Here is a 12,828-nt window from a genome sequence, read left to right as displayed (position 1 = left end):
TTTATGGCAGGAATTAATGATGCAAACGCTTTATTTTGAACTCAAAAATCTCATCATTCAGACCCTGAATTTTGAGGAGTTATCCGCGAATGAAATTGACACCCATGCCCCTCTCTTTGGCGACGGTTTAGGCCTGGATTCCATTGATGCGCTGGAGCTGGGGCTGGCGGTGAAAGATCGGTATGGCGTGGTGCTTTCCGCGGAAAGCGAAGAGATGCGTCAGCATTTCTATTCCGTTGCCACACTGGCGTCCTTTATCAGCACGCAGCGTGCCTGAGGACGAATTCGTATGACCACACAAGAAACCCTTTATGAGGAAGTGACCGAACTTCTGCACAAGCTGTTTGAAATCGATCCTCTGAATGTCAAACCTGAATCCCGCCTGTACGAAGACCTGGAGCTGGACAGCATCGACGCCGTCGATATGGTCGTTCACCTGCAGAAAAAAACCGGCAAAAAAATTAAGCCAGACGAATTCAGGTCAGTCCGCACCGTTCAGGATGTGGTTAATACGGTAAATCGTCTGCTGCACGGCGAGTGACCGTGCACAGTTCACGCTCGCTGCAGTGGATACGGCAGGTGGCGGGGGCGGCGGTACTCGCCTGGCCGCTACTGTTTGGGTTTGATCTGGCCTACAAAGGTCTGCACTGGTTGCTTCCCGTCATGGCTTTGCTGCTACTGGCACGTTTGTGCCTGATGCGTCACCAGCCAGGACCGCTGCAGGGTGTGTTGCAGACGGTGACGCTGGCAGGCCTCGCGCTTTGCGTCACCAGTAGCTTACTGAAAACACACCAGTTGCTGCTGTTCTATCCGGTGGTGGTCAATCTGGTGATGCTTGCCGTGTTTGGCAGTTCACTGTGGAGCGCCATGCCACTGGTCGAGCGTATCGCCCGCCTGCGTGAGGCCGAACTGCCCCCGGCAGGCGTGCGTTATACCCGGCAGGTCACCCGTGTCTGGTGCCTGTTTTTTATCGTGAACGGAGCAATTGCCCTCTTCACTGCCGTTTGCGGCGATATGAAGCTGTGGACCGCGTGGAACGGCGTCATAGCCTATCTGCTGATGGGTACACTGATGGCCGCAGAATGGCGGGTTCGCAGACATTTGATGAAAAGAGAACAACCATGACACACCCCCTGCCGCTGGCTCAGTGGCTGAGCCTGTCGCGGCCTGACGACACCTGCATTGCCTGGCTTGGCGAACGCCAGTGGTCACTTGGCGAACTGCGCCACGACGTCGCGGCCCATGTAAAGGCTTTACAGGCACAGCCCGGTCAACGCTGGGCGATCTGTTTCGAGGACAGCTATCTGTTTATTGTCGCACTGCTCGCCGCCTTGCACGCAGGAAAAGTGCCGGTGATCCCCGGGCATTGCCGCGCCTCCGTGCTGAACGAACAACGGGAAATATTCGATGGCGTCCTGAGCGACACGGAGCTTAAGTACAACGGGTTACAAATCGTGGTTCGCACGGGTGCTCATCAGGGCGAGGTCGCGCTACCACCTGTCGCTGAAGACTGCTACGTCGAAGTGTTAACCTCGGGCTCAACGGGCCGACCGAAGCAAATTATCAAACCCGTGGCTCTGCTTGATAAAGAAGCCAGCATGCTGCACACCCACTTCAGCCCGCGTTTTGACGGTTGCCGGGTGGTGGCCTCCGTCATACCGCTGCACCTTTATGGCCTGACGTTCCGCATCTTTTTGCCAATGGCCTGCGGCATGCCGCTGCACGCGGCGATGACCAGTTACATCGAACAGCTCTGTGCGCTGGACAACCGGCACCGCTACGTATTTATCAGTAGCCCGGCGTTCCTGAAGCGGCTTGACCAGAACCTGACGCCGCCGCCGGTGGGCATGATCCTCTCTGCAGGCGATACGCTACCGTGGAAAAGCGTGCAGGACACTCAGCGATGGTTCAACGTCTGGCCGGATGAAATCTACGGCAGTACAGAAACCGGGATTATGGCCTGGCAACATCGTATGAATAACGAGACCTCATGGCGGCTTTTTCCGGGCGTGACCCTGCATGCCGAAGGCGAAGAATGGCGTTTGCGGTCACCGCTGCTGGCGCAAGCCAAAGGGCTGCTACTTGACGATGACATAGAGCAGATGAATGACAGTTTTCGCCTTACGGGCCGTCGGGGCCGCATTGTCAAAATGGAAGAAAAACGCATTTCGCTGAGCGAAGTGGAACACCGCCTGATGGCGTTGCCGGGCGTGAGGGATGCCGTCGCAGTGCCCGTTTTACGCGGGGGTCGTCAGCGCCTTGGCGTGGTACTGGTGCTGAGCGAGAACGCACGCCAGCAGTGGCTGCAAACCGATGGAAAAGCGCAGGAGCAAGCGTGGTATCAGGCGTTGTTGCCGCTGCTGGATCCGATCGCCGTGCCCCGTTACTGGCGGGTGGTTGATGAAATACCTGTTAACAGCATGAATAAACGCGTGTGCGCGCAATTGCAGGAGTTATTTGCATGAAACCGCGTGAAATTGAACGCCATCTGATCGGGCCAGGGACGTTATCCATTGTGCTGTATCTGGATCCGGACCTGTTTTGGTTCCAGGGTCACTTTGACGTCCAGTCCCTGCTGCCGGGCGTGGCACAACTCGACTGGGTCATGCACTATGCCCTCCCCCTGCTGGCCCCTGGCTACCATTTTCACCGTATCCAGAACCTCAAGTTTCAGGCGCCTCTGCTGCCAGACACCATCGTCACGCTGACGCTTAACTGGCAGGCGGAAAAACAGCTACTGACCTTTAGCTATCTGCGCCATGACGGCGACATCCGCCTCACCGCCAGCAGCGGAAAAATTTGCTTATGTCAGTAATGTTTTCACCCTGCATTCTGATCCCCTGCTACAACCACGGTGCGATGATGGCGAGCGTGCTGGCGCGTCTTTCTGCATTCGCTCTACCGTGCATTATCGTTGACGATGGCAGCGAGGAAGTCACACGGGTAGCGCTGGAAAAACTTGCCGCCAAACACGATAACGTCACGCTTGTCCGTCTGCCGGAGAATACTGGCAAAGGCGCGGCAGTGATCCGCGGTATTGAGGAAGCGCAGCGCGGAGGTTTCAGTCATGCAGTCCAGGTGGATGCCGACGGACAGCATGCGATTGAGGATGTTCCTCGCCTGCTGGCTGTGGCGCAGAAACATCCGGACGCGCTGATCTCCGGCAAACCCGTCTACGACGACTCCGTGCCGCGCTCGCGTCTCTATGGACGTTACGTTACCCACGTCTGGGTGTGGATTGAAACACTCTCTTTACAACTTCAGGACAGCATGTGCGGCTTTCGCGTTTACCCCGTGGCTCCCACACTGAAGCTGACAGCGCGTGTGACGCCTGGCAAACGGATGGATTTCGATACCGACGTGATGGTGCGCCTCTACTGGCAGGGCAACACCAGCTATTTCGTGCCCACGCAAGTGACCTACCCGCCAGACGGCCTGTCACACTTCGACGCCCTGGGGGACAACGTGCGAATAGCGTGGATGCATACCCGCCTGTTCTTTGGCATGCTGCCGCGCATCCCCTCACTGTTGAGGCGTAAACGCACGCAGCACTGGGCATGTCAGCCAGAGGCCAAAGGCTTATGGGGCATGCGCCTTATGATTTGGATATGGAAGACCTTTGGTCGGGGCACGTTTTCGCTGCTGTTATGGCCGGTGACAGCCGTGTTCTGGCTTACCGCCAGCGCACCGCGCCGCGCGTCGCAACAGTGGATTGCGGCAACCAGGAAAGTACTCGAAGCCCGCAATATGCCCCAGCCTGCGCGCCTTACCAGTTTTTATCATTTCATGCGCTTCGGACACGCCATTCTCGATAAAATCGCCAGCTGGGGCGGAGCCCTGCAACCCGGGCGCGATATCGCGTTTGCACCTGGTGCGGAGGAAACGCTGGATATGTCTGCCCCAAGAGGCAAGCTGCTGCTGGCATCACATCTTGGCGATGTGGAAGCCTGCCGGGCACTGTCGACCCGCACCATTAACGCCCTGGTGTTTAACGATAACGCCCGGCGGTTTAAGCAGGTAATGGCAGAGAACGCCCCGCAGTCAGGCCTCCATCTGATCCCGGTGACGAACATTGGTCCGGATACCGCGATGCTGCTGAAAGAGAAACTCGATCAGGGCGAATGGGTGGCAATTGTCGGTGACCGGATTGCGGTCAATCCGCCGCGCGGCGGCGGCTGGCGTGTTATCTGGAGCGAGTTTATGGGCAAACCTGCACCATTCCCGCAGGGGCCGTTTATTCTGGCCTCGGTGCTTAAATGTCCGGTGCTGATAATTTTCGCCCTCAAAAAGCAGGGCAAACTGCACATCCACTGCGAACCCTTCGCTGACCCGCTGCTGCTACCGCGCAGTGAGCGTCAGCAGGCCTTACAGGCCGCCGTCGACCACTACGCACAACGCCTTGAACACTACGCCCTGCAGTCGCCTCTCGACTGGTTTAATTTTTTGGACTTCTGGCAGTTGCCGGACGCAACGGATAAGGAGTAAGGGGTGCTGAATGATCCCCGCTTTACCACTGAAGTTGAAATCACCGTGCCGTTCCACGACGTCGATATGATGGGGGTGGTGTGGCACGGCAACTATTTTCGCTACTTCGAAATGGCACGTGAGGCGCTGCTCAACCAGTTCGACTACGGCTACCGGCAGATGAAAAAATCCGGCTACGTCTGGCCAGTGGTGGACACACGTGTGAAATACCGGGATGTGGTGACCTTCGAGCAGGTCATCCGCGTGCGGGCCACGCTCGAAGAGTATGAAAACCGGTTGCGCATCGGCTACGAAATTTTCGACGCCACCACCGGGAAGCGAACCACTACCGGCTACACCATTCAGGTGGCGGTGGACGAACAAACCAAAGCGCTGTGTTTTGTCAGCCCGGCGATTTTATTTGCACTCATGGGAGTGACACCATGAAATTCTGGCCGCTCATTGCCCTGCTGCTGGCCCCGCTGGCGCACGCCGTGACTCTGGACGGACTCCAGCAGCGTTTTGCTGAACAACCGGTTATCCGTGCACATTTCGAACAAATCCGCACCGTCAAGGCCATGCCACAGCCGCTTCGCTCGCAGGGTGAAATGCTGATCGCTCGTGGCACCGGGCTATTGTGGGATCAGACCGCACCGTTCCCGATGAGGTTAATGCTCAATGATTCACGGATGGTTCAAAGCATTAACAACCAGCCGCCGCAGATCATTACCGCGGATAACAATCCGCAGATATTTCAGTTCAACCATCTGCTGCGCGCGTTGTTCCAGGCGGATCGTAAGATGCTGGAGCAGAATTTCCGCCTCGACTTTAAAGACCTGGGCAACGACCGCTGGACGTTGAAGCTGACGCCAGTCACCACCCCTCTGGACAAGATTTTCACCTCTATCGATTTAGGGGGTAAAACCTGTCTCGAGACCATCCAGCTTAATGATAAACAGGGTGATCGCACTGACATCACCCTGTCAAAACATCACCTGACCCCGGCTACTCTGACCGATGACGAACATCAGCGCTTTGTCGCCCACTAACGCCCGGTACCTGGCCTTTGGTTGGCTGGCGTTGTGCGTGACGCTGCTCATGGTGCTCATACTGTTTCTGCCGCGTGCACGTCTCAACAGCAGCGTTCTGGCGATGTTACCGGCACAAACGCTGGGAGCGATTCCGCCTGCTCTGAACGACGGTTTTATTCAGCGCCTCGACAACCAGCTGGTGTGGATGGTCAGTCCCGGTAAGAGACCCGATACGGCCGTGGCACAACGCTGGCAAACGCTGCTTACACAGTCCGGCGTGCTGCATAAGGTGAAAGGTGCGATGGATACCCGCAGCCAGCAGCGCTGGGGTGAGTTTTTCTTTATGCACCGTAACGGACTTGTCGACCCGGACACTCGCGCCCGGCTGCAACAGGGCGGCGAGGCTCAGGCGCAGTGGATTTTATCGCAGCTGTATTCGGCGTTTTCCGGCGTCAGTGGCAACGAACTGAAAAACGATCCACTGATGCTGGTGCGCGGTTCGCAGCTGGCGCTGGCGCAAAACGGACAGACGTTGCAGTTGATGGACGGCTGGCTGGTGGCACGGGACGGGGCCGGAAACTACTGGTATTTGCTGCACGGCGAGCTGAACGGTTCATCGTTCGACATGCAGCAAACGCATGCGCGGGTCACCCAGTTGAACGCTCTGGAAGCTGAGCTGAAAGCGCAGTATCCGCAGGCGCAGCTGCTGTCGCGCGGAACCATGTTCTACAGTGACTTCGCCAGCCAGCAGGCGAAGCATGACGTTTCTACCCTCGGCCTGGCGACAGTGTTGGGCGTGATCCTGCTGATTGTGCTGGTGTTCCGCTCACTACGTCCGCTTATGCTGAGCCTGATTTCTCTCAGCATCGGTGCACTGGCTGGCACGGTGGTCACCCTGCTGCTGTTCGGCGAACTGCATCTGATGACGCTGGTAATGAGCATGAGTATCATCGGCATTTCTGCCGACTACACGCTCTACTACCTGACCGAACGCATGATTCACGGTGCAACCTCAACGCCGTGGCAAAGCCTGGCCAAAGTACGTCACGCGCTGCTGCTGGCGTTGCTGACGACTGTGGCAGCATATCTGATCATGATGCTCGCGCCATTCCCGGGCATTCGTCAGATGGCCGTGTTTGCCGCCGTGGGTTTAAGCGCCTCCTGTCTGACCGTGGTGTTCTGGCATCCGTGGTTGTGTCGTGGCCTGCCGGTTCGCCCGGTGCCGATGATGCACCTGATGCTGCGCTGGCTGGCGGCCTGGCGTCACGATAAAAAGTTGTCAGTTGGTTTACCGGTGACGCTGGCGCTTTTCTCGCTGGCCGGGTTGGTGACGCTGCATGTAGATGACGATATTTCTCAGCTACAGGCACTCCCGCAGCATCTACTGGCACAGGAAAAGCACATCACCGCGCTCACCGGGCAGAGCGTCGATCAGAAATGGTTTGTGGTATACGGTGCCGACGCACAGCAAACGCTGGAGCGGCTGGAAGCCTTTACGCCGGCGCTGGATAAGGCTCGCGCACAAGGCATCTTCAGCAGCTATCACACGCTGCCGCTAAATTCGCTGAAACGCCAGCAGCAGGATTTACAGCTGCTGAAACAGGCCACACCTGCAATTACGAAAGCATTCGCTGGTGCCGGATTATCAGCGATTTCACCTGATGTTAACCCAATGCCCGTGACCGTCGACGCCTGGCTGCAAAGCCCGGCAAGCGAAGGCTGGCGTCTGCTGTGGCTGACGTTATCTGACGGCAAAAGCGGCGTACTGATCCCTGTCGACGGTGTGAAAAACAGTGCCATGTTGAAAACTCTCGCTGAACGGGTCAAAGGGGTGGCATGGTTCGATCGCAAAGCGTCGTTTGATGCATTGTTCTCGCTGTATCGCATCATTCTGACCACCCTGCTCGTCATGGCGCTGGGCGTTATCGCTGCGAGCGCAATGGTGCGCCTGGGTTGGCGCAAAGGACTCATTAGCCTGGTACCGTCAACCTTGTCGCTCGGCTGCAGTCTGGCCGTACTGGCATTCAGCGGACATACGGTAAACCTGTTTTCCCTGCTGGCACTGGTCATGGTGTTAGGCATTGGCATCAACTACACCCTGTTTTTCAGCAACCCTCGCGGTACGCCGATGACCTCGCTGCTGGCGATTGGGCTGGCGATGATAACCACGTTGCTGACCCTGGGGATGCTGGTCTTCAGCACCACCCCGGCGATAAGCAGTTTTGGCATCGTGCTGGTCAGCGGGATTTTCACCGCCTTCTTGCTGTCCCCGCTGGCAATGCCGGCCAAACAAGAGCAAAGCAAACAATGATAGTACTTGCCGATACCGCATGCCCGGCGGCGCATCGCCTGTGCGGGTCTGCTAACCATGATGGTTTGCGCAGGCCGGATAAGCGCCGTTTCACCCAGCAGATATTGAGGTTTTAATGATAAAACGCCTGTTCTGGCTCACCACCGCGCTGCTTCTGGCGGGCTGCAGCCACTCCACGGGGCGTGACAACACCCGTCCACAGGCCTGGCTGCAACCAGGCACTCAGGTGACACTGCCTCCGCCGGGTATTACCCCTGAGATCAGTGCGCAGCAGTTACTGACCGGCAGCGTGAACGGTAAAACTCAGTCTCTGCTGATGATGCTCAACGCCGACAATAAAGCGCTGACTCTCGCGGGGCTCTCCTCCGTAGGCATTCGTCTCTTCCTTGTCACCTACGATGAAAAAGGCATGCATACTGAGCAATCCATCGTGATGCCGCAACTGCCCCCCGCAAACCAGGTCCTGGCAGACGTGATGCTGAGTCACTGGCCAGTCAGCGCCTGGCTACCGTATCTGCCAAAAGGCTGGACGCTCACCGACACTGGCGATAAACGCGAACTACGCAATGCCAGCAGCAAGCTGGTAGAGGAGATAACCTACCTGCAACGCAAAGGCAAACGCGTGCCCATCAGCATTGAGCAGCACGTGTTTAACTACCGCATCGCTATTCAATCGCTGGGTGACTGAGATGATTTATATTGCCGCCGCCGGAATGGTTAACGCACTGGGCAGCACACTGGACGAGATTGCCGACAACCTGAGCACTGGCGTAGCGCCAGGCATGCGCCCACGTGAGGGTTGGTTACAGGGGGAAGTCGCGGTGCTTGGCGGCGTGGAAGGTAAACTACCGTTCATTCCTGACGAATTTGTCAATCACCGTTCCCGCAATAACCAGCTGCTGCTGGCGGCCCTGGACCAGATCCAACCGCAGGTCACGGAGGCTATCGCACGCTTTGGTCGTGGTCGTGTGGCGGTCATTATGGGCACCAGTACCTCCGGACTTGACGAAGGCGACATTCACGTCAGTCGCAGGCTGCGCGGCGAAGCCAGCCATCACTGGCGTTACACGCAGCAGGAACTGGGCGATCCGTCGCGCTTTCTGCGTAACTGGCTGAAGCTCGACGGCCCGGCCTATACGCTTTCTACCGCCTGCTCTTCCAGTGCACGTGCAATGATCAGCGGCCGCCGTCTGATTGAGGCAGATCTGGTCGACGTGGCGATTGTCGGCGGGGCCGATACATTGAGCCGGATGCCTGTCAACGGTTTCAACAGCTTAGAGTCACTGTCCACCACGCGTTGCCAGCCATTTGGCCGTGACCGCTGCGGCATTACTGTCGGTGAAGGCGCAGCACTGATGTTGCTGACCCGCGAACCGCAGTCGATAGCGCTGCTGGGCGTGGGTGAATCCAGCGACGCGCATCATATTTCTGCCCCACACCCTGAAGGCGAAGGGGCTGTTCGCGCCATTCGACAGGCGCTTGCCGATGCCGGGCTTCATCCCCACGAAATTGGCTATATCAATCTGCATGGCACCGCCACATCGCTGAATGATCGGGTAGAAGCAAGAGTGATTCACGACCTGTTCGGCAGCAGCGTACCGTGCAGCTCCACCAAGCACCTGACGGGCCACACACTGGGCGCGGCGGGGATCACTGAAGCGGCCATCAGCATGCTGATCCTTGAGAGGAGACTGCCGCTACCCGTACAGGACTTCAGCCAGTCACCGTTTGATCCGGCACTGCCGGAGAACGGTATTGTGCGTCAGTCGCAGCCGCTCGCACGTCCAACGATTTTATCCAACTCCTTCGCCTTTGGCGGGAATAACGTCAGCATTCTGCTGGGGAGAATGGCATGAGCCACTATTTAACACCAGACGCATATCTGCCTCACCACGCCCCAATGCTGCTCCTGGAAACGACAGAAAACGTGACAAACGAACAGGCCGTTTGCCGGGTGACCGTCAATCGCAACGGCGTACTGGCCCCGTTCATTGATGCCAACGGCTGTCTTCCGGGTTGGTACGCGCTGGAGTTGATGGCGCAGACCGTCGGTGTATGGTCCGGCTGGAATCGCCATCAGCGCGGTGAAGCGCCGATATCACTTGGCATGGTACTCGGCGCGCGCGAGCTGAAATGTGCTGCGGGAGAATTTCAGGCCGACAGTACGCTTGAGATAACCGTTTCGCTGCTGATGCAGGATGAGCGTTTTGGCAGCTTTGAGTGCGAAATTACCCACAAGGGTGAAACACTCGCGAGCGGACGGGTCAGTACCTTCCAGCCCGGACCACAGGAACTCACTACGCTTTTTCAACAGGGATCGCCATCATGAGTCGTTCAGTACTGGTCACAGGTGCCAGCAAAGGTATCGGGCGCGCCATTGCGCTTAAACTGGCCGCAGACGGATTCAGCATCGGCGTACACTTTCACAGCGACGAGCGGGGCGCGGGCGATACGCTTTCGGCCATTGAACGCGCAGGCGGCACGGGGCGTCTGTTGCAATTTGATGTCGGCCATCGCGAGCAGTGCCGCGAGGTGCTGGAGGCCGATATTGAACGGCACGGCGCGTGGTACGGTGTGGTCAGCAACGCAGGCATTACGTGCGATGGTGCATTTCCCACACTCAGTGAAGACAACTGGGACAGTGTTATCCGCACCAATCTCGACAGCTTTTACAACGTCATTCATCCCAGCGTAATGCCGATGATCTCAACCCGCAAAGGCGGCCGTATCATCACGCTGTCCTCGGTCTCCGGACTGATGGGCAATCGCGGGCAGGTCAACTACAGCGCAGCAAAGGCGGGGATTATCGGCGCGACAAAAGCGCTGGCGATTGAACTGGCAAAACGCAAAATCACCGTCAACTGCATCGCGCCGGGACTTATCGATACCGGGATGATCGCTATGGAAGAAAGGGCGCTGAAAGAAGCAATGAGCGTTATTCCAATGAAACGTATGGGTCATGTCGAAGAAGTGGCCGGGCTCGCCAGCTACCTGATGTCAGATATTGCAGGCTATGTCACCCGGCAAGTGATTTCTGTTAATGGAGGCATGTTGTGATCCGTCGCGTTGTGATCACCGGCATGGGCGGTGTGACCGCCTTTGGCGAAAACTGGGCAGCGGTATCTGAAGGCCTGCGAGGCTATCAGAATGCGGTGCGAAAAATGCCGGAGTGGCAAATCTATGAGGGTCTACACACACTACTTGGTGCCCCGATTGATGGTTTCACCCTGCCCGCACATTACACACGCAAACGCACGCGTGCGATGGGCCGCGTGTCACTGATGTCCACCCGCGCCAGCGAACTGGCGCTCGAGCAGGCCGGGCTGATTGATAACCCGGTTCTGACCAACGGCGCAACCGGAATTGCCTACGGCTCTTCGACCGGAAGCACCGGGCCGGTGAGCGAATTTGCCACCATGCTGACCGAAAAGCACACCAGCAACATCACCGGTACCACTTATGTGCAGATGATGCCGCACACCACGGCGGTGAACACCGGGCTGTTCTTCGGCCTGCGCGGGCGCGTTATTCCGACATCCAGCGCCTGCACCTCCGGCAGTCAGGCGATTGGCTATGCGTATGAGGCCATTCGCAACGGTTATCAGACCGTGATGGTGGCAGGCGGCGCGGAAGAACTGTGTCCTTCCGAAGCGGCGGTGTTTGACACACTGTTTGCCACCAGTCAGCGAAACGACGAGCCTGCCACCACGCCATCCCCGTTCGATGCCAGCCGTGACGGGCTGGTGATCGGAGAAGGCGCAGGCACGCTGGTGCTGGAAGAACTGACGCACGCTCAGGCGCGCGGGGCGAAAATCTACGGTGAGATTGTTGGCTTTGCCACTAATTGCGATGCCGCCCACATCACACAGCCACAGCGTGAAACCATGCAGGTTTGCATGGAGCAGTCGTTGCGTCAGGCGGGGCTGGCACCGTCCGATATTGGTTATATTTCCGCACACGGCACGGCCACCGACCGGGGTGATATTGCCGAAAGTCAGGCGAGTGCCGTGGTGTTTGGCAACCGGACGCCGGTTTCCTCACTGAAGAGTTATTTCGGGCATACTCTTGGTGCCTGTGGCGCGCTGGAAGCCTGGATGAGTCTGCAAATGATGCGCGAGGGCTGGTTTGCACCAACCTTAAACTTGCGACACCCTGATGAACGGTGTGGCGACCTCGACTACATTATGGGAGCATCCCGGGCCATCGACTGTGAGTTTTTGCAGAGCAACAACTTTGCCTTCGGCGGGATCAACACCTCGCTGGTCATTAAACGCTGGGCGTAGCGATGTACAGACTGTTCCTCGGGAAGATTTCCACGCTTTGTCAGAAGAGCCTGCCGCCCGTTCTGGCGGACCAGGCACCAGGCGGCAAGTGTCGCAACGCCTGGCTTGCCGGACGGGCTCTGCTGTGTCACGCCATTTCTCCGCTGCCGGAGATCGGCTACGGCGAGCAGGGCAAACCCGGGTTCGACGACAGCCATGCGCTGTGGTTCAACTTAAGCCATAGCGGTGACGACATTGCCTTACTGATTAGCGACGAAGGTCCGGTGGGCTGTGATATCGAAGCCATTCGCCCGCGCCCGCTGTGGCGACAGATTGCCAGGGCAACCTTCACCCTCAGTGAGCACACGGTGATTGCGCTGGAGCCCGAGGCGCATCGTCTGGAAACGTTCTGGCGGATCTGGACGCGCAAGGAGGCAATGGTTAAGCAACGCGGCGGCAGTGCGTGGCAGATAATCCGCTTCGACAGTACGTCGCCGCGGCATCTGTACCTGAGTGATTTCCTGCATGAAGGGTTAAGTCTGGCGGTGTGTACACCGACAGCGTTTCAGGTCAGTCCGCAGGATGTTGAAAGGGTAAGCTGAAACGCGGCCTTTTGGCCTTTCTTCTTTCCCCCGACGTCCCCTCAACTCTCTCCCTCCGGCCTGGGCGTTCCCCGGCAATATGAAAAGCGCGATGACGTGTGATCTACAGGCTACGGAGAACTCACATAGCAGCGTGCTTCCGGTAAGCTCGTATGTTC

15 protein-coding genes are annotated in these 12,828 nt (G+C 57.8%); all 15 read left to right on the top strand.

Annotation, left to right across the window (positions count from 1 at the left end; genetic code table 11):
* Window positions 1-19: 19 nt before the first annotated feature.
* The 15 genes from CNE01S_RS17980 (at window position 20) to acpT (ending at window position 12,670) form a co-directional block, all read left to right on the top strand.
* Window positions 20-277, top strand: a complete 258-nt coding sequence (locus tag CNE01S_RS17980; protein WP_061277663.1) for a phosphopantetheine-binding protein — start codon at window positions 20-22, stop codon at window positions 275-277.
* Between the two features lie 12 nt (window positions 278-289).
* Window positions 290-541, top strand: a complete 252-nt coding sequence (locus CNE01S_RS17975; protein WP_061277622.1) for an acyl carrier protein — start codon at window positions 290-292, stop codon at window positions 539-541.
* Window positions 542-543: 2 nt separating this feature from the next.
* Complete coding sequence (locus CNE01S_RS17970) at window positions 544-1,125, top strand: COG4648 family protein (protein WP_061277621.1); 582 nt, start codon at window positions 544-546, stop codon at window positions 1,123-1,125.
* The gene (locus CNE01S_RS17965) at window positions 1,122-2,465 is read left to right on the top strand and encodes an AMP-binding protein (protein WP_061277620.1); all 1,344 of its coding nucleotides are present in this window, start codon (window positions 1,122-1,124) and stop codon (window positions 2,463-2,465) included. Before CNE01S_RS17970 ends, CNE01S_RS17965 begins: the two co-directional genes overlap by 4 nt.
* The gene (locus CNE01S_RS17960) at window positions 2,462-2,815 is read left to right on the top strand and encodes an ApeI family dehydratase (protein ID WP_061277619.1); all 354 of its coding nucleotides are present in this window, start codon (window positions 2,462-2,464) and stop codon (window positions 2,813-2,815) included. Before CNE01S_RS17965 ends, CNE01S_RS17960 begins: the two co-directional genes overlap by 4 nt.
* Window positions 2,806-4,485 carry a glycosyltransferase family 2 protein gene (locus CNE01S_RS17955; RefSeq protein WP_061277618.1) on the top strand — a complete coding sequence of 560 codons (1,680 nt, stop codon included), beginning with the start codon at window positions 2,806-2,808 and terminating at the stop codon, window positions 4,483-4,485. The genes CNE01S_RS17960 and CNE01S_RS17955 overlap by 10 nt, the downstream gene beginning before the upstream one ends.
* Window positions 4,486-4,488: 3 nt before the next feature.
* Window positions 4,489-4,911 (top strand): acyl-CoA thioesterase, encoded by a 423-nt coding sequence (locus CNE01S_RS17950; RefSeq protein WP_061277617.1) that lies wholly within the window; start codon window positions 4,489-4,491, stop codon window positions 4,909-4,911.
* Window positions 4,908-5,513 (top strand): outer membrane lipoprotein carrier protein LolA, encoded by a 606-nt coding sequence (locus tag CNE01S_RS17945; RefSeq protein ID WP_061277616.1) that lies wholly within the window; start codon window positions 4,908-4,910, stop codon window positions 5,511-5,513. Before CNE01S_RS17950 ends, CNE01S_RS17945 begins: the two co-directional genes overlap by 4 nt.
* On the top strand, window positions 5,482-7,806 hold the full coding sequence (locus CNE01S_RS17940; RefSeq protein ID WP_061277615.1) for an MMPL family transporter: 2,325 nt from the start codon (window positions 5,482-5,484) through the stop codon (window positions 7,804-7,806). Before CNE01S_RS17945 ends, CNE01S_RS17940 begins: the two co-directional genes overlap by 32 nt.
* Window positions 7,807-7,921: 115 nt before the next feature.
* Window positions 7,922-8,494 carry a DUF3261 domain-containing protein gene (locus CNE01S_RS17935; protein ID WP_061277614.1) on the top strand — a complete coding sequence of 191 codons (573 nt, stop codon included), beginning with the start codon at window positions 7,922-7,924 and terminating at the stop codon, window positions 8,492-8,494.
* 1 nt (window position 8,495) lies between these two features.
* Window positions 8,496-9,662, top strand: a complete 1,167-nt coding sequence (locus CNE01S_RS17930) for a beta-ketoacyl-[acyl-carrier-protein] synthase family protein (protein WP_061277613.1) — start codon at window positions 8,496-8,498, stop codon at window positions 9,660-9,662.
* Window positions 9,659-10,135, top strand: a complete 477-nt coding sequence (locus CNE01S_RS17925) for a hotdog family protein (RefSeq protein ID WP_061277612.1) — start codon at window positions 9,659-9,661, stop codon at window positions 10,133-10,135. Before CNE01S_RS17930 ends, CNE01S_RS17925 begins: the two co-directional genes overlap by 4 nt.
* The gene (locus tag CNE01S_RS17920; protein ID WP_061277611.1) at window positions 10,132-10,863 is read left to right on the top strand and encodes a 3-ketoacyl-ACP reductase FabG2; all 732 of its coding nucleotides are present in this window, start codon (window positions 10,132-10,134) and stop codon (window positions 10,861-10,863) included. Before CNE01S_RS17925 ends, CNE01S_RS17920 begins: the two co-directional genes overlap by 4 nt.
* Window positions 10,860-12,089: a beta-ketoacyl-ACP synthase gene (locus CNE01S_RS17915; protein ID WP_061277610.1), complete on the top strand. Its 1,230-nt coding sequence runs from the start codon at window positions 10,860-10,862 to the stop codon at window positions 12,087-12,089. Before CNE01S_RS17920 ends, CNE01S_RS17915 begins: the two co-directional genes overlap by 4 nt.
* Before the next feature lie 2 nt (window positions 12,090-12,091).
* The gene (gene acpT, locus CNE01S_RS17910) at window positions 12,092-12,670 is read left to right on the top strand and encodes a 4'-phosphopantetheinyl transferase AcpT (protein ID WP_061277609.1); all 579 of its coding nucleotides are present in this window, start codon (window positions 12,092-12,094) and stop codon (window positions 12,668-12,670) included.
* Window positions 12,671-12,828: the final 158 nt, after the last annotated feature.

This window comes from Cedecea neteri NBRC 105707 = ATCC 33855, assembly GCF_001571265.1.
GTDB lineage: Bacteria > Pseudomonadota > Gammaproteobacteria > Enterobacterales > Enterobacteriaceae > Cedecea > Cedecea neteri.
Note: the sequence above shows the minus strand (reverse complement) of the source record. Positions and strands in the feature narration are given on the sequence as shown.

Excerpts from the sequence above, each read along its gene's own strand:
- CNE01S_RS17980 (WP_061277663.1), top strand. The coding sequence starts at position 20 with ATGCAAACGCTTTATTTTGAACTCAAAAATCTCATCATTCAGACCCTG.
- CNE01S_RS17975 (WP_061277622.1), top strand. The coding sequence starts at position 290 with ATGACCACACAAGAAACCCTTTATGAGGAAGTGACCGAACTTCTGCAC.
- CNE01S_RS17965 (WP_061277620.1), top strand. The coding sequence starts at position 1,122 with ATGACACACCCCCTGCCGCTGGCTCAGTGGCTGAGCCTGTCGCGGCCT.
- CNE01S_RS17960 (WP_061277619.1), top strand. The coding sequence starts at position 2,462 with ATGAAACCGCGTGAAATTGAACGCCATCTGATCGGGCCAGGGACGTTA.
- CNE01S_RS17955 (WP_061277618.1), top strand. The coding sequence starts at position 2,806 with ATGTCAGTAATGTTTTCACCCTGCATTCTGATCCCCTGCTACAACCAC.
- CNE01S_RS17945 (WP_061277616.1), top strand. The coding sequence starts at position 4,908 with ATGAAATTCTGGCCGCTCATTGCCCTGCTGCTGGCCCCGCTGGCGCAC.
- CNE01S_RS17940 (WP_061277615.1), top strand. The coding sequence starts at position 5,482 with ATGACGAACATCAGCGCTTTGTCGCCCACTAACGCCCGGTACCTGGCC.
- CNE01S_RS17935 (WP_061277614.1), top strand. The coding sequence starts at position 7,922 with ATGATAAAACGCCTGTTCTGGCTCACCACCGCGCTGCTTCTGGCGGGC.
- CNE01S_RS17930 (WP_061277613.1), top strand. The coding sequence starts at position 8,496 with ATGATTTATATTGCCGCCGCCGGAATGGTTAACGCACTGGGCAGCACA.
- CNE01S_RS17925 (WP_061277612.1), top strand. The coding sequence starts at position 9,659 with ATGAGCCACTATTTAACACCAGACGCATATCTGCCTCACCACGCCCCA.
- CNE01S_RS17920 (WP_061277611.1), top strand. The coding sequence starts at position 10,132 with ATGAGTCGTTCAGTACTGGTCACAGGTGCCAGCAAAGGTATCGGGCGC.
- acpT (WP_061277609.1), top strand. The coding sequence starts at position 12,092 with ATGTACAGACTGTTCCTCGGGAAGATTTCCACGCTTTGTCAGAAGAGC.